Source organism: Bordetella trematum, from assembly GCF_900078335.1.
In the GTDB taxonomy this organism is placed as follows: Bacteria; Pseudomonadota; Gammaproteobacteria; order Burkholderiales; family Burkholderiaceae_B; genus Bordetella; species Bordetella trematum.
Window position 1 is genome coordinate 5,490 of the sequence record NZ_FKBR01000047.1, and the last position, 19,091, is coordinate 24,580.

Sequence of the window (19,091 nt, forward strand, 5' to 3'; positions counted from 1 at the left end):
AGAGGGACGGGTGGCCGAGCGCACCAGGGCAGCGAAGGCGTCCCGCACCTCAGGGGTTGCGCAGTCATTGAGCAGCGCTGCGGCCCGATCCGGATAGACGCTGCCGATCTGGCCGACGTCATGGTCAAGCTGCAGCGCGCGGTCGAACAGGGGCGCCAGACGCGCCTCAATCCTGTCGCGCAGGGTCTGCTCGTCTATGGGCTGGCGCTCCCGTGGCCCCTCGAAGGGCGGCGCAGTGCGCAGCGGGTCGTCAAGAGTCGCTGACAGGTTCATGGCTTGTTCCTTCTTGGGGAGAGTTAGGTGCAGCACCCGGTCCGATCCTCACGGCCAGCCGCCACCACGCTGATTGCGCATCTGCGGTATGGGCGGGGAGGCTTGGAGGGGGAGGGGTGCTGCGGGGAAAGTGGCGCGCCCGGCAGGAGTTGAACCTGCAACCTACGGCCTAGAACACCGCAGCTCTATCCAGTTGAGCTACGGGCGCGAGGGCGCCGGGTTTCCACCGGACTGCCAGCCTGGGTTTCGCGGCTGTCTACTCCCCACCTCCGGGGACGCATTTGAAGATGGTGGAGGGATTCGAACCCTCAGACCTGCCTTGGTGCGAGCACCTACAAAGGACAGGATGCCGTTCACCATCAAGGGTGCCGGCTGGCCTTGCCTATGCTTACCGGCCGGGTTTTGCCTCGGGTCTGGCCAGGATGGCACTCTTGATGGTCCTGCGCACTGACCCGGCGCAGGTTAAGGTGATGTTGCGGCATGACGTTTGCCCAATCGCGCCTGAAACTGCGGGCCTTTCGGACGGTTCTCCGTGCCATCACATAGGCGGGCCGGGCTTGATACCGGCTTGCGGGGTGTTCATGGGCACTGCACCTCTCGGATAGCCTCCGCGCCCCTAAGCGTGTCCTTCCACGCCGCCGCCTATGTGATGGCCCTCGACACTGACGCGGTCGAGGTTTACGGTCTCTGCCTGAACGCGCAAACAAGGCAGGCGGTGGGGGTTTCTCGGCGCGTTTGCCATCATGAAGGGCATCCCCGACTCATCGCTCCCTGCTCGGCCTATGCCTCGCTCTGCTGCGCGATGCCCTTCATGATGGCCCTCCCATATAGCGGGGAGGGTGCCTGAGCCTGGGTGCTGCTCATATCCCAGCTATGCAGGCGTTGAGGAGTCGTTTGGCGATGCGGGACTTTGTTGTCCGCTCATCCATGGGCAATGAAACACTAGGGCCTGTTCCGATGCCCCCCCGTAGGAGGTGTCCTCATAAACCCTGACGTACAGGTCGAGGGTTTGCTGACGTCCTACGATCTTCTTCACTGCCGGGCTGGCCACGGCTTTGCTGTAAGCGTCACTGCGGTCTCGCGCTTTGAACTCTCCGACCAGCACCGGCCGAGTCAGGCCGCTGCGCGAATGAACAAATGCGTAATAGGCCATCTTGGTCTCCTTGTTCATCGGTCTGCGTCCTGTCACGGCGCAGGCAGATGAATCCGCGCCAGCCAAGAAGCCACGATGGCTTGGCGCGGGCTGCCGACTTGCACGGCGCTACCCGGTTGGCCCGGGAGTCGTCACCCTGATGCGCTCAGGGCGGGCGGCGCCGAGATTCCAATCGGCATGACCATTTCTGTTCTTGGCTGTCTACGCCTCACCCTCTTGACCGTGTACCGCGCTTGGCGGACTGGATACGGCGGGGATGCCGCGCAGAGCTACGGCCATGCCCGTAGGTGCGATTGAGCCGGACGAACACCCCACAGGTAGGGTGAGCAACATCGGCTGGCTGGTTGTTAAAGAGCGGGTACTGCTGGCACTTCAACGCGGCCCTACTAGCTGGCTTCCGCCTAGGCGTTCTCTGCTGCGTTCTGCACTTCCGTTTGCTGGGCTTTGCCCTAGGCGGTTGGAAGTGCATGAACGAAGTATAGAAAAATCTATACAGTCTAGTCAAGAGAAATCTAAACATTCTTTACGCAAGGAATCGGCTACGATTGCAGATTGGTTTTGTTACTTTTTGGCGGGAGTAGTGCGAAGCGGGTTTTTGTGCGTAGCACGGTGGCGCGTGCCACTCTCGATCGCTGTTCTTACGAGATACGAGTTTCGGATGAAAAAGATAACTTTTGCTGCACTCGCGGTTTGTGTTTCGGTTGCGGGCTGCGCCTCGTCAGGCGTCCGCGTTAAAGATGAGCAGCTTGCTGAATTTGTCCCAGGAAAGACGACCAAGCAGGATGTAATTGCTCGCCTGGGCGTGCCGACATCTTCAATGAGGAATTCTGACGGCAGCAGCATGATCATGTACACCTACTCAGAGGCGCGCACCCGGGCGACTACGTTCATACCTATTGTGGGGCTCTTCGCCGGCGGCGTAGATACGAACGCTACAAATGTGATGCTTCAGTTCGATCCTGAAGGCAAGCTCTTGAGCCATTCTTCATCTGAGACGGCTTTGGGCACAGCCACAGGCGTGGCAGCAGGATCAGTCGACTCCGTGCCAGATCAGCCGAGGAAGCCGTAGGGGAGGGATGCTCAGTTTGTCAGGTCGTGACGGTAGCCCGGCATCATTAGCACTTGCCCCAGTGAAGTCGTGACGTTCTCATTTGTCAGGCGGGCCACGCCGTGACCCCACAACCTGATATGAGATACATCATGAATCTGGAAAAAGCAAAAGCTGAGCTGGCCTCTCTTTGGGAGCAGATCGACCGCCTTCCCGAAAATCTCCCTGGGGAGTTCCGCAGAGCGCTGCTGATGGACCAAGCGCTTCGGTACGAGCAGATCATTGCTGAGGAAGAGGCTACTAGAGCGGCGAGCTCCTACGCCTGAGCCCAGAAAGCACAAAGCCCCTTTGGAGGGGCTTTTCTTTTAGGGGTCTAGCCCGGCTACGGTACCGCCCCGCGCTAGGCGCCGTTCAAATGAAAAAGCCACCCGGAGGTGGCTTCGTTCACTCAAAGAATACTTAGCAAGTACTCAAGTTCTTTACGGTACTTGGTTTGCGACTGATTCACCTGGAGTCGGCTGCCGTTGACCGTATGGAATTGACCCACTTTCAGTTTGGGTATTGGAATCCCTTCGGCTCCACTGATCCGACCAGCAGACATGAAATCGTCCGTGATAGCAAAGGCGTCAGCCGGGTCATCCACATCAAACAATTCTGGATACTTGGCTGCGGTCGCGTAGGCGCGTTCTACGTACATCTGCGATGCACGATCTTTGACACCCTTTTTCGGGCTCCGTGCCCCAACCATCGTCATAACAATGGATGCGACCTTCGGGGCAGGAACGCCTCCGGCTCGGTCAGCCCAAACATTAAAGTCGCTCGCCGGGTTAGCCAGCATGCCAAGGGTGATATCCAAGGACTCAATGGAATGTTCATCCACCCGCACCGGGATGATAAGCGCATCAGCCGCGCACCAAGAAAGGTGAGTGCCACCGCCATAGAACGGGCTGCAATCCATCAAAATTCGACTGCACTTCTTCTCTTTAGCCTCCTCGGCCAGCACATCGCGCAAACTGAAAAGGATGTTGGCCACCGCTTTCTTGTTACCGGCCGCCATAGCTTGCTGTAACTGCTGGTAAAGCGCGGACGGAAAGGCAAAAAGAGCGCCGTCCCCAGGCACGAGAAAGCCTGACTTCGCTCCTTTGAAGTGATCATTCAGCGAGCTCGCCCGATAGGAAATATCCTCGGGAACTTCGCCAAAGGCTGGCCCAAGGACTTTCGGGTTAAGCGCATGACTGACCGTCACCTCAGGCTTCTGCCCGCGCATTATTGACTCAGTCAAGTTCCGCTGAGGACAAAGATCGGCAACCAATGTCGAGTGGTGGCGAGTGAACATCCATGCTAGGTTGAAAGAAAGCGTGGACTTGCCGATGCCTCCGCGCAGATTGGTGACCGCGTAGGATTTCCGCTTGAGCTCTATCGGTCCGTCGTAGGGTTCTTCAAGAGATCGATCGTGGTTCGCGATGATGCGAGCGAGGCCAGAAGTCATATTTGCGCGTCCAGGGTTAGGATGCCGAGCAGGTTACGTGGAAATCAGCAGGCCGTCAATAAAACTGCAGGTCGCTCGAGAAACTGCAGGCCGTTTCAAATCCCGCAGTTCGTTGCTATGTGCGCAAGTTAACACCATTTATGCAGGCTGACTGTATGCGCGTAATTCGTGCCGCCGTCCGTCATTGCCGACCGGCGCCCTACGACCGCACCCACTGCCCCCGCTCATCCTCTCCAAGCTTGGCGCCAGCCCAGACGACTCGCCCCAGCACTCTGACCGAGGCCTCACCCTCTAGAGGGATATCAGGGTGCTGCGCATTGAACGACCGCGCCACCCAGCGCCCCGTCAGCCGATCCTTGGCCACGGTTTTGACGATCATCTTCCCGTCGTAGTTGATGGCGTACACGCCGCCGGCGGCCACGTCAGCCAATGTCAGGCCTAGATCCGGCACTACAAGAAGGGCAGCGCCGTCGCGGATGATCGGCTCCATGCTGTCGCCTTTTGCGTACACGACCCGACCGCGGCCGGCATCCGCGCCAACGGAGCGCAGGAACGAGCGGCGGAACTGGACGAAGCCAGTCTGTTCCTCGGTATGGTTCTCGATACCCTCTCCGGCAGCCAGGCGCACATCGCCGAGCTCGGGAACCTTCTCGAATCGCTCATTTGCCGCCTGGGGCTCACCCGGGGCCACATTTGCTACGACCGTCCTATCCAAGTTCAGCCTTGGAGGCGGGGCATGCTCTCGGTCATCGACAGGCTTCCCACCTTCCCATGGAGCCAGCTCGACCGGCGCCATCGGGAACGGATCTTCCTCATCCGGGCTGGGGACGTAGACGGCGCCCACTTTGGGCGGCGCTTGTTGTCCAGAGGTGGCGCGTACCACCTCCAGGCCGATATCCAATTGCCCTAGAGCTAACGCGATGGCGCCCTCGATTTGACTGATCTGTGGAGCAGACAGAGACCTGATACGGCCCTCGGAGATGGACGGGAACGGCCACCATTGGCCCGGCGCGGGTTCGCCTGCCTCATTGGCCCTGTCGAGCCAGCCGGGGGCCACTCCAACTCGACGCTCTAATTCGGCGGCTGCGTTCTCGCCAATGCTACGGCCCTTGTTGTAGCTGGCGGACAAGAACTGTGATACCTGCGCCCGCTCGTACCCGTACCGCCGGCCGAACTCAGCGGCGTTCCCGTTCGTGCGCTCATCTATCAACTGCCGCAGTCGCTGGCGGCGTAATTCGTGCTTGTCCATGTGGCGATTAGACAGGAAGTTTTCTAAACAATGGTCTAGATAATTCTTGACTTAAGGTATAGATATTTCTAAACTCAGGCCATGAACGCTACTCAGATCATCGAAATTATGGGCGGGCGGGCCAGAGTCATGAAGTTGACCGGCCTGACGAAAGGGCGGATTTCCCAATGGGCCAAAGAGGATCACATCCCGAAGGCCTGGATGCTGGCTTTCCACAGGATGAAGCCTCGGCAGATCCCGAGCCCCGCTGTCGAGCGACCCAAAAAGCCCACCCCCCAGGAGCAAAGCCATGCGTGATCTCTACATCAAGGTCGCGCTCTGGTTGCTCGGCCCCGTTCTCCCAAAGCTAAGGGAGACTTTCATTTCCGAGGTCGTAAGCGAGATGAGGGCTCACGGTTCAAAACTGCATCAGGCCGATGAAATTAATGCTCTGTTTGCGGGGGTGCCTTGGAGCCACCCTGTTTCAGCGCAGCCTGAGCAAGCCCATGCGCGGCCTCAGGAGTCAGGCGAATTGGAATGGACACTTTTTCGCCAACAAGCAGGTGAAGAGTAATGGCTCCGTCTTCATTGCTTTGTCGGCCTACGCCTAAAAGTTCGAAAGGGAATGAATTCCAGGGCACCCCGTCCGATCTGCCGCGGGTGGAGAAGATGCTTTGCAGCAGTTCGAATGCGGCGTTTGGCGACAGGTTGAGGTCGAGCAGCCGTCCGTCGTGGCTCGTCAACTTTACCTCTACGTTTCCGTCCGCAGACCGGCGTGAGGCAAAAACCGAATGCGCAGAGAAGTTTTGTTTATCGCTCATGGTCAGTCCCTTTTGGATCAGATTGGGTTTGTGGAATCTCGATCATATCCGCCTGGGGCTGGCCGCCAATTTTCGCCGCCTCCAGTCGCTCGACCTCTGCCAGCGTCTCAGAGATCAAGGTCAGGGTCATTGTCCCGAGCAGGAATGCTCTTGGCTTCTCGCTGGCTGGTTTCTTAGTGGAGCGTTTGGCCATGGTTGATCTCCTCCTCTTGGTAGCGCGCCGCGTCGGCTTCTTCGCAAAGGCGGCGGAACAGGTCCATCACAACGTTATCGCACGGGTTCTCAAAGTGGCGACGCGCCATGTCTTGTGCGCTGGCCAGAAGTTTCTCGGTTTCAGTCATGAACCACTCGCTCTTTATGAATAAGGAAGTACTCGATGAGCACCCAAACAGTATCGGTCGATCGTCAGGAAATCACCCGCAAGAACGCTGCACGGATTGAATCCGAGATATTGCGGCGGCTTGCACACGTCACGCAGGTTCGTGCAGCCGAATTGATGGGAATTGATCCCAGCACGGTCAGTCGGCAAAAAGAGGGCCTGGAGCAGTTTTGCTTGCTCCTGGCAGCCGTCGGCCTGCAGGTTTCGCCCAAGAACTCGGTCATCACCACGCCGCACGACCAGAAGGTCCTCAAGCGCTGGGCTGCAAATTGGCTTCTCGCCGAGGTGGAGAACGAGGATGAGGCTTAACTGTGGCCAAGATCGCCCTGAAACTGGATGAGCGAGGCAAGCTCGCCGGCCTGACGCCATTCGATGATCGGGCATACACCCGATTTAAGAAGAAGCTAGGCTCGCTGCGCCCGGGTGACACGATCAGTTTTGAGCACCGCTTTCCGCGCAGCCCGAAGTTCCACAGGCTGCACTTCGCGCTGTTGGGCGCCATCTTCGACAACCAAGAGCAATTCGCCAGCCCTGAGGATCTGCGCAAGTGGATTGAGGTGGGGGCAGGCCACTGTCAGTTCGTGCCCGGACCGAAGGGGAGGCTGGTGGCGCTGCCGTTGTCGATCGCCTACGACAGCCTGGATGACGCCGAGTTTTACGAGCACCACACCAAGGTGGTGGCTTTCCTGCGTTCGCCGGCAGCGACTCGGTTCTTGTGGCCGACCGTTGAGGAGCGGGCTGCGTTGGCCGGTATCGAGGCGATCCTGTCGGGGTTTGGCTCATGAAAGGCCGCAATCCCACCGCTGAGCAAAAACGCTTCTGGGACATGCTCGCCCAGCACATTGGATGCGTGGCATCGCGCATGGATGGCTTCTTCGATAGCCAGTGTTCGATCCATCACATCGAAGGGCGCACCAAGCCCGACGCGCATTGGCTGGTCTTGCCGCTGTCGGCAGGCAACCACCAGGACGGGACGGGGGCGCCTGGCCGCATTGCCGTCCATCCCTGGAAGGCGAGATTTGAAAAGCGCTACGGCAAACAGCGTGATTTGCTGGTCTGGTGCATTGAACAACTGCAGGCCCAAGGCCTGACCGTCCCTGATGGCGCATTGCGCGCCGCCGGGATGCTGGAGGTTGCGTAATGGCGAATGAATGGTTTCGGCTCTGGCATGACATGCCGAATGACCCGAAGTGGAGAACGATAGCCCGAGTCGCTGGGCAGCCGGTTTCGCTTGTCCTGTCCGTGGCGTTGCACGTCATGGCGGACGCGTCACGCAACGTCACGCGGGGTCACGTTGATGTCACGACGGAGGATCTTGCAAGCGCGCTTGACGTGACAGAGGCAGATATTCAAGCGATCCGCGATGCAATGCAAGGCCGGGTCATGGATGGCGATCGCCTCACCGGTTGGGAGAAGCGCCAGCCTAAACGGGAGGACGTTGGCAGCCCAGAGACCGGCGCTAAGTCTGCTGCAGAGAGGAAGCGGGCCCAGCGCGAGCGTGAGAGAAGTGCTGCAGGCGGGGACGCGTCACTGCAGGGTCACGACGGGTCACGCAAAGTCACGACAGATAAAGATAAAGAGAAAGAAAAAGATAAAAAACAACCACCCCCTAACCCCCGCCAGCGGGGGCAGTCGTTCGACGCTTCCGCGATTGATCTGCCTGACTGGCTCGACCGTGAGGACTGGGCGGCCTGGGTTGCTGACCGCAAAGCCCGCAAGAAGCCGATCACGGAGAAAGCCGCCGAACTGCAGATCAAGCAGCTTGCAGGCCTCCGGCAGCAAGGGCATGCGCCTGCCGACGTGATTGCCCACAGCATCGCCAGCAGCTACCAGGGGCTGTTCGCTCCCAGCACGTCAAACCGTACCGCCCAGCCCGGCAAGGCCCAACGCCTGGCCGACTGGAATGACGAGCTGAGGAACGTGCTGGCTGAAAGCGGCCGCCCGGCGGAAATTTTCATGGGGACGATTGATGCAACTCACTGACCACCACCAGACGACGCTTGGCGCGCTGGTCATCAACGAAATGCGGCTGATGTACGGCACGAAGTTCGGCCAGCAGTGGCAAGGCCTGACTGCGCGAGAGCTGAAGGATTCCTGGGATCAGAAGCTGTCCGGCATGACTGAGCGCGAAGTCCGCACGGGCCTGACGGCCTGCCTGACCCGCGACTGGCCGCCGAGCCTGCCCGAGTTTCTGCGCTTGTGCCGCCCTTGGATGAACCCCGAAGTCGCCTATCACGAGGCCGTGGTGGGCATGGCCGCGCGCCGGCGTGGCGACATTGGCACCTGGTCGCACCCTGCGATCTACTGGGCGGCCGTGGCGGTTGGCCCTCACGACCTGCTGAACAGCACGTTCAGCGTCATGCGGGCCCGCTGGGAGAAAGCCTTTGGTGATGAGGTGGGGAAGGGCGAATGGCATGCCATCCCCGAGGTGCGCGAGGCACTGCCGGCGCCAGGCCAGACCCAGGCCACTCGTGAAGAAGCTGAGGCGGCGCTGAAGGCAATGGGTGCTGACAAGGCGCTGCAGAAGAAGCCGGGCCGTGACGCTCGGGCGTGGGCGGCAAAGATCCTGGCCGAGCAGGCAAAGAAGGGCGGCCGGCGCTATCCGTTTGCCGTATTGACGATGGCCAAACGGGCGCTCGGGCTTGAGCTCAATCCGGGGGAGGCGTGATGAAAGTCCGGAGATTTCACACGAACCAAACGGGGCGGGATTTCGCAGTCGGCGACATCCACGGCTGCTTCTCCAAGCTGCAGGCCTCTCTCGACCTGATCGGCTTCGACCCTGCCGTTGATCGGTTGTTTTCTGTTGGCGACCTGGTCGACCGTGGGTCCGAGAGCAATGCGGTGCTCGAGTGGCTGGCACGCCCGTGGTTTCACGCCGTGATGGGTAACCATGACGACATGGCCCTGCGTTGGCCGCGCGGGAATATGGAAGGCGATATCTACCGACGCAACGGCGGTGGCTGGAATATCGACCAGCCGCGCGAGACGCAGGAGGCGATCGCCAGCGCCATGGCGCTCCTGCCCGTGGCCATCGCAGTCGAGACGGCGTTCGGCACGGTCGGCGTTGTCCATGCTGACGTCCCAACGCCCACATGGGCGGGGTTTGTCGATGCGTTGGAGGGCGGTGTCGGCATCCGTGCCCGATCTGCTGCTGATGCGGCTATGTGGTCGCGTGGGCGCATAACCGTGGGCAACACATACCGCGTGCCCGACGTGCGGGCTGTCGTGGTTGGGCATACGCCAGTTCCGCAGCTCGTGGTGCTCGGCAACGTCTATCACATCGACACCGGCGCAGTGTTTGGGCGGCCGTTCACGTTGCTGGATCTGGCGACATTGGAGGTGGCGTAAATGCAGATCCTGACGCTCCCTTTCCCACCCAGCGTGAACGGCTACTGGCGACATCCGAGTAAGGGCCAGCTGGCTGGCCGGCACTTGATCTCGGAGAAAGGCCGGCAGTACCGGCGCGCCGTTGCGGACTTCGTGGCCCTGCATCGGATTGGCCGCGTTACCGGTCGGCTTTCGGTGTCGATCGAGGTGTTTCCTCCAGACCGGAGAAAGCGTGATCTGGACAACTTGCCTAAGGGCGTCCTGGATAGCCTGGCCCACGCCGGGGTCATCGCGGACGACGGCGATATCGACAGCCTGCTTATTGAACGAAAGGGAATCCACAAGGGCGGCATGGTCCGCGTGTTTGTTGCCACATTGCCAGGAGAGAACAATGGCGCACCCGAGCACTGCTGAGCAATCCGACCGCTATTGGCGTCAGGCCGCCGTGGAGCGCCTGCGCGGAATGGGTATCAAGCTCAACCGATATCGTCAGAACACCGAGGGCGTGGCGGCCGAGATCCGGCGCATTGAGCCGGCCTACCGGGGCGGCGACTCAAGCATGGTGATCCGCGCCTGGATGGGGGCTGCCGCCGCGCCCAGGGCGGAGGTTGCTCATCGGCCGCTGGCGCTCAGCCCCGCCATGCGCTTTGCCGCGGCGCGCAGCCGCCTGGCCGAGCCGTCGCTGAAAGGCTTGGGCGCGAGCTCGGCCAGGGAGTATCCGTAAGGGGTGGCCATGCGAAAGCTGACAGGAGATGACCTGCTTTGGAATTGGGCGCGCTGGTGCTGGTCTGGCGAGACCGTGGGGAACATGACTGTCTATGTTTCCTGGGAGGACGACGTCCGGCCCATCAATACTGATCATGCGCGGGCTGTGGAGGCTATGCATGCCGCGCTGCCGTGGCACGAGCGGATGATCGTGATTGCCGAGTACACGAAGAAAAACTCGCTATTCGCCGATCTCAGCGCGGGCGAGCGCATCAGGAAGGCTCGCCGGTGGATCGAAGAGGTAACGGGGGTATCCCTGACCGAAACGCAATACAGGCTGTACCTGGGCCTATTCAGGGACTATGTGGAAAGGAGGCTGGCTTGAAGTACGCGCACGAGGTGATTGATTTGATGGGCGCATACCCCGGCAGGTCGTTTCGGGTTGTGGAGCTTGTGCGGCACGTTACGAAAGGCAGGGAGCTGTCGTCGCGGGAGAGGGAGGCCGCAAGAAAGGCAGTTCGAAGAGTGCTCGCGGCCATGGTGGAAAATGGGACCGCTCACTTAGCGTCATCGGCTGAAATGCAAGGGGGGTACGATGAATACTCAATGTCCCACAAGTGGGACATGACGTCAGAAAAAGTGGGACAGAAAGTGGGACAATACCCGCAGAGAGCTTGCGTCTACTAAAAACGTAGAACTAAACGACCTGCTGATTATTGGGCTCGGCGGGTCGTCTAGGCTGCTTATCTGGATGATTGCTGACGCTTAGTTTTTTCCAGAAAAATTAGGCGCCAAGCTATAACGGTAATTGCACAGCAGATGAAAAGTCGCGGTGCGCTATAAAAACCGGGGTAATTGCTGTATGAGTTCTGGAAGACGTAGTAGAAAAGCGTTAACGAGATGGCCGTCCCTATTGCGATGATTAGGGCTTCGCTAGATCTACGGTAGTTCTGGAATGCCTGATCTGAGGTGAAAAATCGCAGCACCTTCTTGATGGCCCATTCTATGGGCTTAGAAACTAGAGTGATGGCTATTACCGCGCCGACCAAGGGCGCGAAAGCAAGCTCAAAAACTTCACTCTTGGAAAAAATAAAGGTGGTTGCCGCAGCTATAACGAGGCACGCGGCTGCTTTCAAGAGCAGCATAGTTAAACTGGCGGCGCTTTTAAGGAAAGGAGTTGAAGCCGTTTTAATGGAGCCAACGATTTTTTGGCGGTCCGCCTTCTTAAGCTGTTCGACGCGTAATCGAACATACTCTTTCTTTTGAGAGGATTGGCTTGACTGTTCTTCTGTGTTGAACCACACCTTGGCCATGATGCCGGCGTCCGCGTTTCCGCTATCGAACTCCTCAACTGCAATCCGGTACATCTCGCTGTCTTCCACGGTCTCACCTAGTGCTTAAATGTTGTTAAATGATACAAGCTGCTATCACAATTCTAGCCTGCGAGATTAGTGAAGGGAAACGGTTTGCACGTCCGTGCCTGTAGTGCCTGTACGTAGTAGGACGGTATGTTGTGTGATCGTCCGGTTATGAGAAAAGCGAAGCCCGCCGTCAGCGATGACTGGCGGGTTTTTTAATAGGCGAATGGTAAAGACATGATTTTTGAAACCATGCTGGCCGCGATTGGCTCAGGGGTTGTTTCTGGTGGCGCCGTCGGGGTGATTGCGAAGAAGTGGATGGATTACTCCTTCAGCGTTCGCCTGGCCGAGATCGAAGCCAAAAACCAGATCTTGGCGCATGAGCATCAGGTCCGCTTTACTCGGTACGATGAAAAGGTAACCGAGGTCATCGAGGGCGCATATGCAATCGTGTGCGAGTATCTGGATGCTATCACCGAGGCGTTGAGCAAGGCGGCCGCTTCTGGCGGTCAGGGCGAACTAGAGCCGCCCGAAGCGGTTTCCCGTAGATTCGCTACCTTCATGCAGCGCCAATCAATTTACTTGCCTGAGGATGTTGCACAAAAGCTTGTTTCTGTGCGGGCCGAACTCAGAGACGCTTATGCGCAGCAACTGACTCGGCTGCGGAACGGCAGCGAGCTCTCCGGCTCTGTTTTGGATCGCGTATATCGAAACGCCGAGTTCCAAAGGCAGGCCGAAGATATTCTTTGGGATCTCCAAGAGTTGGCGAGACAGCACCTGCGACGGTTTACGGTCAGCGACTGACTCACAGCAAAGCAAGCCGCCCTACGGGGCGGTTTTTATTTGGAGCGTTATGCATGGCGCAGCAAGAGAAACCAGCCGCGCCAGACTGGGAGCGCATCGAAGCGGATTACCGGGCTGGCCTGCTGTCAGTACGGGAGATAGCCAGCTCGAATGGCGTGTCACACGTAGCCATTGGGAAGCGCGCAAAGCGTGACGGCTGGGAGCGCGATCTTCAAGCAAAGATCAAGGCGAAGGCCGATGCGCTGGTTACCAAAGCCGAGGTTACCAAGGAAGTTACCAGTGAGCAGGCGGTAACCGAGCGTCGGATTGTTGATGCGAACGCCCAGGTGATCGCCGATGTGCGTGTGTCGCACCGCCGGGATATCGCCAGAGCTCGAAGCCTCGCCATGAAGCTGCTGGATGAGCTGGAAATCCAGACCGACAACATCGACTTGCTGGAGCAGATCGAAACTGCGCTGGCGAATGGTGACGATGCGCCAGATGGATTGATGCGTGTTTTCCAGCGCGTGACCTCAATCGCTGGCCGGATCGACAGCGCTAAGAAGCTGGCCGAAGCCATGAAGGTGTTGGTCGGCATGGAGCGCGAGGCATACGGAATCGTGGAGGCCGCTAAGGTGGAGCACACCGGTAAGGATGGCGGCCCGGTCGAGGTTGTGCACATGACGCCGGAAGCAATCCGGGAGGTGATGGAGAAAGATGACTGCTGAAGCCAGTATCCGGGCGGCGATGTGCAAGGCAGACGGCCTGTACTTTGCCCGGTACTTCTTCAAGCATCGCATGGGTGCCAAGATGATCGTGGCGCCCCACCACCAAGTGATCCAGCGCACGCTGCAGCGAGTCATTGATGGCGAGATCACGCGGTTGATCATCAACATCCCGCCGGGCTACACCAAAACCGAGCTGGCCACGATCAACATGATCGGGCGCGGTCTGGCGCTGAACAATCGCGCCCGGTTCATGCATCTGTCGTACTCGCACAACCTGGCGCTGCTCAACAGCAGCACAGCGCGGGGCATCGTCAAGTCTCAGGCATATCAGTCCATGTGGCCGATGGCGCTCAAGGACGATGCGGACAGCAAGGCCATGTGGTGGACTGAGCACGGCGGCGGGGTGTACGCATCCTCGGCTGCCGGTCAGGTGACCGGCTTTCGGGCCGGACACATGGAGCCGGGCTGGCAGGGCGCGCTGATCATTGACGATCCGGTCAAGCCTGACGACGCCTACAGTGACACGGTGCGCGGCGGGATTAATGACCGCTTCAACGAGACGATCAAGAGCCGGCTGGCCATCGAGACAACCCCGATGGTTGTCATCATGCAGCGTATTCACTACCACGACCTGAGCGGCTACCTGCTGCGCGGTGGGTCGGGGGAAATGTGGCATCACCTGAATCTGCCGGTGATCATCGACAACAGCGAGGCGTACCCGAGCGAGAACACGCACGGCATCCCTGTCGAGCACGGCCTGCCGGATGGCTGGCTATGGCCGTACAAGCACAACGAGAGCCACCGAGCGGCGCTGTTCTCTCACCGGCGAACGGCTGAGGCGCAGTATATGCAGCGCCCGCGCCGGTTCAATGCCGAGGGTGCGCTGTGGAATGAGCAGCTGGTAGCTGCTGCCCACGCGCTGGATCTGCGGCAAGACCTGCTGCGCACCGTGGTGGCGATCGACCCCCAGGCCACCAATAGCGAGGAAAGCGACGAAACCGGCATTGTGGCCGCCAGCGTCTACGGATCTGGCGATACCCGCCAGTTCTCGGTAGACGGCGACTATAGCGGCAAGTTCAGCCCGGCAGGCTGGGCCAAGAAGGCCATGGGCGCCTATGAGCAGCACCAGGCAGACGCCATCGTCATCGAGACGAACCAGGGAGGCGACATGGCCGAGGAGACCTTGCGCAATGCAGGGTTCAAGGGGCGCATCGTGCGCGTCCACGCAAGCAAGGGCAAGTTCGCCCGGGCCGAGCCCATCTCGGCGTTATACGAACAGGGCAGGGTGGCGCATCGCGGCGCTCTGTACCTATTGGAAAACCAGCTCATGGAGTACGTGCCGGCCACAGCGAAGAAGTCGCCCGACCGGCTGGACGCCATGGTCTGGGCATTGACTGAACTGAGCGGCGCGCAGGCCATGGGCCTGATGATCCCCAAGCGACTTTTACAGGGCCGGTAATGGCGATATTCAAGGTTTCAGCGCGAGACGGCAGCGTCTCGCTGGTGATCCGTGCGCGCTGCATTTCCTGCGCCCGGCAGATCGCCGTGCAGCGGTCGCCGTCAACCGAGGTGCGTCTGTGGCGCGACCCGGCGAGGTCGGCTGTCACTTTGATAGAGAACCCGGAGCAGTATGGCTACCTGAGGGAAGGCCGGCAGGGCTTCATTGAGCGGATTCAACATGGCTAACGCTGACAATCTTGCGCTGGCGGTCAACCATGCTGTGAGTCAGCTGGCGGCCGCGCGCTCGCGGATGGCGCTGCTCAACCCTGGCGGGATGGGCTTGGACGCCAAGCGCAATGCGGCCTGGTGCGAGTATGGGTTCAAGGAGACGCTGACGTCTCAGGACCTGTACAAGCTGTACCGGCGGGGTGGCATTGCACATGGCGCAGTCAATAAGCTGGTGAGTACCTGCTGGAAAACGCCGCCGCAAGTCATCGAGGGGGATGCCCAGGATGACGCCAGGAAGGAAACGCCCTGGGAGCGTAGCCTGAAGCCGACGTTGACCGCTTCGCTTTGGCGCGCCTTTGCTGAGGCCGATCGTCGGCGCCTGGCAGGACGCTTCTCCGCGCTGATCCTGCGCATCCGCGATAGCCGGGGCTGGGATCAGCCGATTGCCGCCGGAGGCCGGGAGCTGGTCGAGGTTATCCCGGCCTGGGAGGCGTCATTGACCCCCGCGGAATGGGATACCGATCCGCAGTCGGAGGGATATGGCAAGCCCAAGGCATGGCTGTATCAACAGGTTGGCGGCAACGGTCAGTTGGGCGAGATTGTCACGATCCATCCAGATCGGATCTTCATCCTTGGCGACTACTCGCTTGATGCCATTGGCTTTCTTGAGCCTGCCTATAACTCATTCGTGAGCATCGAGAAGGTCGAGGGCGGCAGCGGCGAGTCCTTCCTGAAGAACGCAGCGCGCCAGTTGAACATCAACTTTCAGGCTGAAGGCATCGATTTCAACAGCCTCGCGGCAACGTACGGGGTGAGTGTTCAGGACCTCCAGGCCAAGTTCAACGAGGTCGCAGTTGAAATGAACCGTGGCAATGACACGGTGCTTGTGACCCAGGGAGCGACGACTACGCCCTTGGTGACAGCGGTGCCCGACCCCAGTCCGACCTACAACATCAATCTGCAGACCGTCAGTGCAGCGCTGGACATCGCCAGCCGTGTCCTGGTGGGCAACCAGCAGGGTGAGCGGGCCAGCACTGAAGACCTGAAGGCCTTCAACAGCCGGTGCCAGTCTCGTCGCAACGGCGATTTGACGCATGAACTCCATAGCTTCGTCGGCCATCTGATCCGTATTCGCGTGGTCAAGCCAGTGGCCGAGTACGCGATTGTCTGGGATGACCTGTCGGAGGCGACCCAAGCTGAGAAGCTGGGCAATGCCAAGACCATGAGTGAGATCAACCAGACGGCCTTGGCCAGCGGCGAAGAGGTGTTTACCACCGACGAGATCCGCACGGCTGCCGGGTATGACCCTGCTGAGGGCGGGCCAGCATTGCCTGACAACGATGATGACGAGGACGACGATGAATAACCGCATCCGTTGGCTTTGGGGCTTCCCTGGATGGGGCTGGCGCATGTACGGCGTGGCTAGCTTTCAGGCTGGGCGCATGTGGTTCATCGGCTTCAGTAAGCAGGAGGTGAGGCATGGCAAGGAAACCAAGCCCGCCGATCCTCCCGCGTAGCCAAGAAGACCCGACAGGCGTTGACCGGCTTGAGCGCGGGGCGATGCGGGAGTTCAAAGCCCGCCTGCGCAAGATTGCCCGCGGATACGTCGCACTGCTTGACCGGATCCCGGCCGAGCCTGCGGTGAACAAGCGCTATGCCTTCCGGCTCGATCCGACGCTGTTGTCGGCCCTCCTGGCCGAGGGCGACATGCTGGTCAATGCCATCCTTATGGAAGGTGGCGAGCGCAATCTCTGGCTGTTTGAGTCGTATGTGGCGGTCGCCTACCAGCGCGGCACGGCTCAGGAGTTCGCCAGCCTGGCGCAGCAGTCGCCGGCATACAAGGCGGGCCAGCAAGACTTGGCCAGCTTGCTCCGCAGCGAGCCGTACCAGCGCCGTCTGGCGCTCATCCGGGCGCGAGAGTTCGAGGAAATGAAGGGGCTGGCCGGGCAGGTCAAGGCGGACATGGGTCGCATCCTGACCGACGGCCTTGGGCGCGGGCTGAATCCTCGCGACATTGCCCGGAACCTGACCGACCAGGCTGGGATTGAGGAGCGGCGAGCTAACAGGGTCGCCCGATCAGAGGTAACAACGGCGCTGCGTCGGGCCCGCTGGGACGAGGTGGACGAAGGTGCCGAGCGGTACGCCTTGCAGGGCAAACAAATGCACCTGTCTGCGCTGTCTCCGACTACGCGCCGGACACATGCCGAGCGGCACAGCAAGCTGTTCACCACTGATGAAGTGCGTGATTGGTACGCAAAGGATGGCAATTCGATCAACTGCAAGTGCAATCAAGTCTTCGTGCTGGTGGACGAGCACGGCAGGCCACTGGTGCCGGGCATTCAAGAGCGCACACGCGAAACCTATCAAAAGATGGCTGCCCGTGAGGACAGCGAATGGACGAAGGAGTGACCATGCCGATGCAGGTCAACGTGACCACGCAGGTCAACAGCAAGCAGATCCGCCGCGAGACGCACAACGGGCGGGAGCATTGGGTCGTGCCGAGTCACACGCTACCGGCAAATGTGGTCATGAACGGCGGGCTGTACACGGCCAGTGAGATTGACGCGCACTTCCATAAGCTGGAGGGCACGCTGGCGCCGCTGGGGCATCCCCAGGTGAACGGCCAGTTCGTGAGCGCCTTCAGCCCCGAGGGCATCAATGTCGGGCATGTCGGCGCCTGGAACAGGAATGCCAAGAAACAGGGCAACCGCGTTTATCTGGAAAAGTGGATCGACATCGAGGTCGCCCAGCGTACGGAAGGCGGCCAGCGGCTGATTGAGCGACTGGAGGCCCTGGAGCGCGGCGACGACGTGCCGCCTGTGCACACCAGCGTGGCTGTGTTCCTTGATCGGATCGAAGCCAACGAACAGCAGAAGAAGGGCGGCTATGACTGGATCGCCAAGATTCACGGCATGGATCACGACGCCATTCTTCTGGACGAGCCTGGCGCGGCGACCCCGGAGCAGGGCGTGGGGATCATGGTCAACGCGGACCTGGCCCAGCCCCTGCAGGCCAATGCCGGCGCGCTGGTGGGCGAATCCTTCCGCGAGCGCGAAACGCGGATCCAAAACGCAGCTAAGGCGCGTTTTGCACCTGGCCAGGACGATTACGTCTGGGTCGCAGATTTCACCGATAGCCAAGTCGTGATCGTCAAGAACGGCGGCACGCCCGAGGCCTACGGTTACACGTCCGAGGGCGGAAAGATCGTCTTTGACGATACGGGCAGCCCCGTCATGCGTCAGGAGTCCTGGGTGGCGGCCGCCTTCAATTCCCTGAAACGAGTTTTCAACCAGCAGGCCCGGCCTGCAGCAACCAAGGAGGGCGACATGCCCCTGACCCCCGAAGAAAAGGCCGAGCTGACCACCGATATCAGCAAAGCCGTTACCGCCAACATGGCCCAGGCCGTCGCGGATGCGCTCAAGCCCGTGTCCGAAGCCGTTCAGACTCTGCAGGCCAATCAGCAGGCCCTGTCCGACACGCTGACAGCGAATGCGCGCGCCGAAGAGGCTGACAAGCGCAAGGCCGTCGCCGCCGTGCATGGCGAGATCGTGGCAAATGCCCTGTCGGGCGAGCCGCTGGACGTCATGTTCAAGGCCCTGGGCACCGCCGCGCCGCTGGCCCCGGGTCTCATCCAGACCAACAGCGGCGTGCTGACTGCCGATGTGTCGGCTCTGCCCAAGGAGTAAGCCATGAGCCGCTATCGTCGCGTCAATCTGGACGGCCTGTCCGTCTCTGAAACCCGCTCGGCTGCAGCCGCACTGCTGCCGGGTACTTTCGCCACCATCAGCGCCGCGGACAAGTTTGCCCAAGCAGCGACCGCTTCCGGCCGGCTGTATGTGGTCAACCCCGCGTATCACCAGGGCCTCAGCATCCGTGATGCCGTACCCGTCGATGACTCTGCCGTGGGCGAGTACGTCGAGGAGGGTCGCGAGCTGGCCGTCTTGTGCCCGGCAGGTACCTACGCCAAGGACACCCCCATCAAGTTGGGCACCAACGGCCAGGGCGCCATCGCCTCGGATGATACCGACGGGGTCCTGGGGTACAGCCAGGACGCGGCCACGCTGACCGCGCCGGACTTCATCCGGGTGCGTTTCCGCGTCGGCACGGTTGCCGCCCCGGCCCCCTAAACAG

General features: G+C 60.4%; 28 protein-coding genes and 1 tRNA gene. 20 read left to right on the forward strand and 9 right to left on the reverse strand.

Annotated features, from left to right (window positions below; genetic code table 11):
- From A7V84_RS21255 to A7V84_RS21260, 3 genes are all read right to left on the reverse strand, one after another.
- Positions 1-273 (reverse strand): hypothetical protein (locus tag A7V84_RS21255; protein WP_204246504.1); only part of this gene is annotated, 273 nt, incomplete at its 3' end.
- Positions 274-404: 131 nt separating this feature from the next.
- Positions 405-481 (reverse strand) — tRNA-Arg (locus tag A7V84_RS18920).
- A gap of 663 nt (positions 482-1,144) precedes the next feature.
- Positions 1,145-1,444: a hypothetical protein gene (locus tag A7V84_RS21260; RefSeq protein WP_127070859.1), complete on the reverse strand. Its 300-nt coding sequence runs from the start codon at positions 1,442-1,444 to the stop codon at positions 1,145-1,147.
- Positions 1,445-2,084: 640 nt separating this feature from the next.
- On the opposite strand from A7V84_RS21260, the gene A7V84_RS21265 reads away from it, so the two are divergent.
- Both A7V84_RS21265 and A7V84_RS21270 read left to right on the forward strand, forming a co-directional pair.
- Positions 2,085-2,495 (forward strand): hypothetical protein, encoded by a 411-nt coding sequence (locus A7V84_RS21265; protein WP_127070857.1) that lies wholly within the window; start codon positions 2,085-2,087, stop codon positions 2,493-2,495.
- Positions 2,496-2,626: 131 nt separating this feature from the next.
- The gene (locus A7V84_RS21270; RefSeq protein WP_156507938.1) at positions 2,627-2,800 is read left to right on the forward strand and encodes a hypothetical protein; all 174 of its coding nucleotides are present in this window, start codon (positions 2,627-2,629) and stop codon (positions 2,798-2,800) included.
- 122 nt (positions 2,801-2,922) lie between these two features.
- On the opposite strand, the gene A7V84_RS18925 is transcribed toward A7V84_RS21270, so the two are convergent.
- Entirely contained in the window at positions 2,923-3,963 is a 1,041-nt protein-coding gene (locus A7V84_RS18925) for a ParA family protein (protein WP_063492436.1), read from the reverse strand.
- A 199-nt stretch (positions 3,964-4,162) separates the two neighbouring features.
- Positions 4,163-5,212 carry a S24 family peptidase gene (locus A7V84_RS21730; protein ID WP_063492435.1) on the reverse strand — a complete coding sequence of 350 codons (1,050 nt, stop codon included), beginning with the start codon at positions 5,210-5,212 and terminating at the stop codon, positions 4,163-4,165.
- Positions 5,213-5,293: 81 nt separating this feature from the next.
- Between A7V84_RS21730 and A7V84_RS18935 the strand changes: the two genes are divergently transcribed.
- Positions 5,294-5,509 (forward strand): helix-turn-helix domain-containing protein, encoded by a 216-nt coding sequence (locus tag A7V84_RS18935; RefSeq protein ID WP_063492434.1) that lies wholly within the window; start codon positions 5,294-5,296, stop codon positions 5,507-5,509.
- A gap of 125 nt (positions 5,510-5,634) precedes the next feature.
- On the opposite strand, the gene A7V84_RS21275 is transcribed toward A7V84_RS18935, so the two are convergent.
- The 3 genes from A7V84_RS21275 to A7V84_RS21540 are packed head-to-tail and all read right to left on the reverse strand — an operon-like array spanning position 5,635 to position 6,353.
- Complete coding sequence (locus tag A7V84_RS21275) at positions 5,635-6,012, reverse strand: hypothetical protein (protein ID WP_127070855.1); 378 nt, start codon at positions 6,010-6,012, stop codon at positions 5,635-5,637.
- Positions 6,002-6,205: a hypothetical protein gene (locus A7V84_RS18940; protein ID WP_063940024.1), complete on the reverse strand. Its 204-nt coding sequence runs from the start codon at positions 6,203-6,205 to the stop codon at positions 6,002-6,004. The genes A7V84_RS21275 and A7V84_RS18940 overlap by 11 nt, the downstream gene beginning before the upstream one ends.
- A complete protein-coding gene (locus A7V84_RS21540; protein WP_167350354.1) occupies positions 6,186-6,353 on the reverse strand; it encodes a hypothetical protein in 168 nt (55 codons plus the stop codon). The genes A7V84_RS18940 and A7V84_RS21540 overlap by 20 nt, the downstream gene beginning before the upstream one ends.
- Positions 6,354-6,388: 35 nt before the next feature.
- Here A7V84_RS21540 and A7V84_RS20880 point away from each other — a divergent pair, with 35 nt between their 5' ends.
- From A7V84_RS20880 to A7V84_RS18985, 9 genes are read left to right on the forward strand one after another with little or no spacing between them, the layout of a single operon-like run.
- Positions 6,389-6,700 carry a CII family transcriptional regulator gene (locus A7V84_RS20880; RefSeq protein WP_025516806.1) on the forward strand — a complete coding sequence of 104 codons (312 nt, stop codon included), beginning with the start codon at positions 6,389-6,391 and terminating at the stop codon, positions 6,698-6,700.
- A gap of 2 nt (positions 6,701-6,702) precedes the next feature.
- Complete coding sequence (locus tag A7V84_RS18950) at positions 6,703-7,176, forward strand: hypothetical protein (protein ID WP_063492432.1); 474 nt, start codon at positions 6,703-6,705, stop codon at positions 7,174-7,176.
- Positions 7,173-7,532 (forward strand): Ref family recombination enhancement nuclease, encoded by a 360-nt coding sequence (locus A7V84_RS18955; RefSeq protein ID WP_063492431.1) that lies wholly within the window; start codon positions 7,173-7,175, stop codon positions 7,530-7,532. Before A7V84_RS18950 ends, A7V84_RS18955 begins: the two co-directional genes overlap by 4 nt.
- Positions 7,532-8,374, forward strand: coding sequence for a hypothetical protein (locus tag A7V84_RS20885; RefSeq protein WP_082833044.1), 843 nt, complete (start codon positions 7,532-7,534; stop codon positions 8,372-8,374). Before A7V84_RS18955 ends, A7V84_RS20885 begins: the two co-directional genes overlap by 1 nt.
- Positions 8,361-9,059 carry a hypothetical protein gene (locus tag A7V84_RS18965; RefSeq protein WP_063492430.1) on the forward strand — a complete coding sequence of 233 codons (699 nt, stop codon included), beginning with the start codon at positions 8,361-8,363 and terminating at the stop codon, positions 9,057-9,059. Before A7V84_RS20885 ends, A7V84_RS18965 begins: the two co-directional genes overlap by 14 nt.
- Entirely contained in the window at positions 9,059-9,739 is a 681-nt protein-coding gene (locus A7V84_RS18970; RefSeq protein ID WP_063492429.1) for a metallophosphoesterase, read from the forward strand. Before A7V84_RS18965 ends, A7V84_RS18970 begins: the two co-directional genes overlap by 1 nt.
- Positions 9,740-10,132 (forward strand): RusA family crossover junction endodeoxyribonuclease, encoded by a 393-nt coding sequence (locus A7V84_RS18975; RefSeq protein ID WP_063492428.1) that lies wholly within the window; start codon positions 9,740-9,742, stop codon positions 10,130-10,132.
- Positions 10,110-10,442 (forward strand): hypothetical protein, encoded by a 333-nt coding sequence (locus A7V84_RS18980; protein ID WP_063492427.1) that lies wholly within the window; start codon positions 10,110-10,112, stop codon positions 10,440-10,442. The genes A7V84_RS18975 and A7V84_RS18980 overlap by 23 nt, the downstream gene beginning before the upstream one ends.
- A gap of 9 nt (positions 10,443-10,451) precedes the next feature.
- Positions 10,452-10,808, forward strand: coding sequence for a hypothetical protein (locus tag A7V84_RS18985; protein WP_063492426.1), 357 nt, complete (start codon positions 10,452-10,454; stop codon positions 10,806-10,808).
- Positions 10,809-11,166: 358 nt separating this feature from the next.
- Here A7V84_RS18985 and A7V84_RS18995 read toward each other — a convergent pair whose 3' ends face one another.
- Positions 11,167-11,805, reverse strand: a complete 639-nt coding sequence (locus tag A7V84_RS18995) for a hypothetical protein (RefSeq protein ID WP_127070853.1) — start codon at positions 11,803-11,805, stop codon at positions 11,167-11,169.
- A 213-nt stretch (positions 11,806-12,018) separates the two neighbouring features.
- On the opposite strand from A7V84_RS18995, the gene A7V84_RS19000 reads away from it, so the two are divergent.
- From A7V84_RS19000 to A7V84_RS19035, 8 genes are all read left to right on the forward strand, one after another.
- A complete protein-coding gene (locus tag A7V84_RS19000) occupies positions 12,019-12,585 on the forward strand; it encodes a hypothetical protein (protein ID WP_063492424.1) in 567 nt (188 codons plus the stop codon).
- A 53-nt stretch (positions 12,586-12,638) separates the two neighbouring features.
- Positions 12,639-13,292 (forward strand): hypothetical protein, encoded by a 654-nt coding sequence (locus A7V84_RS19005; RefSeq protein ID WP_063492423.1) that lies wholly within the window; start codon positions 12,639-12,641, stop codon positions 13,290-13,292.
- Complete coding sequence (locus tag A7V84_RS19010) at positions 13,282-14,751, forward strand: phage terminase large subunit family protein (RefSeq protein ID WP_063492422.1); 1,470 nt, start codon at positions 13,282-13,284, stop codon at positions 14,749-14,751. The genes A7V84_RS19005 and A7V84_RS19010 overlap by 11 nt, the downstream gene beginning before the upstream one ends.
- Positions 14,751-14,978 carry a hypothetical protein gene (locus A7V84_RS19015; protein WP_063492421.1) on the forward strand — a complete coding sequence of 76 codons (228 nt, stop codon included), beginning with the start codon at positions 14,751-14,753 and terminating at the stop codon, positions 14,976-14,978. Before A7V84_RS19010 ends, A7V84_RS19015 begins: the two co-directional genes overlap by 1 nt.
- The gene (locus tag A7V84_RS19020; protein ID WP_063492420.1) at positions 14,971-16,326 is read left to right on the forward strand and encodes an anti-CBASS protein Acb1 family protein; all 1,356 of its coding nucleotides are present in this window, start codon (positions 14,971-14,973) and stop codon (positions 16,324-16,326) included. Before A7V84_RS19015 ends, A7V84_RS19020 begins: the two co-directional genes overlap by 8 nt.
- A gap of 113 nt (positions 16,327-16,439) precedes the next feature.
- Positions 16,440-17,369, forward strand: a complete 930-nt coding sequence (locus A7V84_RS19025) for a phage minor head protein (protein ID WP_063492419.1) — start codon at positions 16,440-16,442, stop codon at positions 17,367-17,369.
- Positions 17,354-18,646 (forward strand): hypothetical protein, encoded by a 1,293-nt coding sequence (locus A7V84_RS19030; protein ID WP_197669219.1) that lies wholly within the window; start codon positions 17,354-17,356, stop codon positions 18,644-18,646. Before A7V84_RS19025 ends, A7V84_RS19030 begins: the two co-directional genes overlap by 16 nt.
- A 3-nt stretch (positions 18,647-18,649) precedes the next feature.
- Entirely contained in the window at positions 18,650-19,087 is a 438-nt protein-coding gene (locus A7V84_RS19035; RefSeq protein WP_063492417.1) for a gp53 minor capsid family protein, read from the forward strand.
- The last annotated feature ends 4 nt before the right edge of the window (positions 19,088-19,091 follow it).

Bases quoted from the DNA above. Each gene is read 5' to 3' on its own strand.
- A7V84_RS19030 (WP_197669219.1), top strand. From the start codon at position 17,354: ATGGACGAAGGAGTGACCATGCCGATGCAGGTCAACGTGACCACGCAG.
- A7V84_RS19025 (WP_063492419.1), top strand. From the start codon at position 16,440: ATGGCAAGGAAACCAAGCCCGCCGATCCTCCCGCGTAGCCAAGAAGAC.
- A7V84_RS19000 (WP_063492424.1), top strand. From the start codon at position 12,019: ATGATTTTTGAAACCATGCTGGCCGCGATTGGCTCAGGGGTTGTTTCT.
- A7V84_RS19005 (WP_063492423.1), top strand. From the start codon at position 12,639: ATGGCGCAGCAAGAGAAACCAGCCGCGCCAGACTGGGAGCGCATCGAA.
- A7V84_RS18965 (WP_063492430.1), top strand. From the start codon at position 8,361: ATGCAACTCACTGACCACCACCAGACGACGCTTGGCGCGCTGGTCATC.
- A7V84_RS19015 (WP_063492421.1), top strand. From the start codon at position 14,751: ATGGCGATATTCAAGGTTTCAGCGCGAGACGGCAGCGTCTCGCTGGTG.
- A7V84_RS18940 (WP_063940024.1), bottom strand. From the start codon at position 6,205: ATGGCCAAACGCTCCACTAAGAAACCAGCCAGCGAGAAGCCAAGAGCA.
- A7V84_RS19010 (WP_063492422.1), top strand. From the start codon at position 13,282: ATGACTGCTGAAGCCAGTATCCGGGCGGCGATGTGCAAGGCAGACGGC.
- A7V84_RS18925 (WP_063492436.1), bottom strand. From the start codon at position 3,963: ATGACTTCTGGCCTCGCTCGCATCATCGCGAACCACGATCGATCTCTT.
- A7V84_RS18980 (WP_063492427.1), top strand. From the start codon at position 10,110: ATGGCGCACCCGAGCACTGCTGAGCAATCCGACCGCTATTGGCGTCAG.
- A7V84_RS20880 (WP_025516806.1), top strand. From the start codon at position 6,389: ATGAGCACCCAAACAGTATCGGTCGATCGTCAGGAAATCACCCGCAAG.
- A7V84_RS18970 (WP_063492429.1), top strand. From the start codon at position 9,059: ATGAAAGTCCGGAGATTTCACACGAACCAAACGGGGCGGGATTTCGCA.
- A7V84_RS18955 (WP_063492431.1), top strand. From the start codon at position 7,173: ATGAAAGGCCGCAATCCCACCGCTGAGCAAAAACGCTTCTGGGACATG.
- A7V84_RS21540 (WP_167350354.1), bottom strand. From the start codon at position 6,353: ATGACTGAAACCGAGAAACTTCTGGCCAGCGCACAAGACATGGCGCGT.
- A7V84_RS18985 (WP_063492426.1), top strand. From the start codon at position 10,452: ATGCGAAAGCTGACAGGAGATGACCTGCTTTGGAATTGGGCGCGCTGG.
- A7V84_RS21260 (WP_127070859.1), bottom strand. From the start codon at position 1,444: ATGAACAAGGAGACCAAGATGGCCTATTACGCATTTGTTCATTCGCGC.
- A7V84_RS18935 (WP_063492434.1), top strand. From the start codon at position 5,294: ATGAACGCTACTCAGATCATCGAAATTATGGGCGGGCGGGCCAGAGTC.
- A7V84_RS21265 (WP_127070857.1), top strand. From the start codon at position 2,085: ATGAAAAAGATAACTTTTGCTGCACTCGCGGTTTGTGTTTCGGTTGCG.
- A7V84_RS18975 (WP_063492428.1), top strand. From the start codon at position 9,740: ATGCAGATCCTGACGCTCCCTTTCCCACCCAGCGTGAACGGCTACTGG.
- A7V84_RS21730 (WP_063492435.1), bottom strand. From the start codon at position 5,212: ATGGACAAGCACGAATTACGCCGCCAGCGACTGCGGCAGTTGATAGAT.
- A7V84_RS20885 (WP_082833044.1), top strand. From the start codon at position 7,532: ATGGCGAATGAATGGTTTCGGCTCTGGCATGACATGCCGAATGACCCG.
- A7V84_RS21270 (WP_156507938.1), top strand. From the start codon at position 2,627: ATGAATCTGGAAAAAGCAAAAGCTGAGCTGGCCTCTCTTTGGGAGCAG.
- A7V84_RS19035 (WP_063492417.1), top strand. From the start codon at position 18,650: ATGAGCCGCTATCGTCGCGTCAATCTGGACGGCCTGTCCGTCTCTGAA.
- A7V84_RS21275 (WP_127070855.1), bottom strand. From the start codon at position 6,012: ATGAGCGATAAACAAAACTTCTCTGCGCATTCGGTTTTTGCCTCACGC.
- A7V84_RS19020 (WP_063492420.1), top strand. From the start codon at position 14,971: ATGGCTAACGCTGACAATCTTGCGCTGGCGGTCAACCATGCTGTGAGT.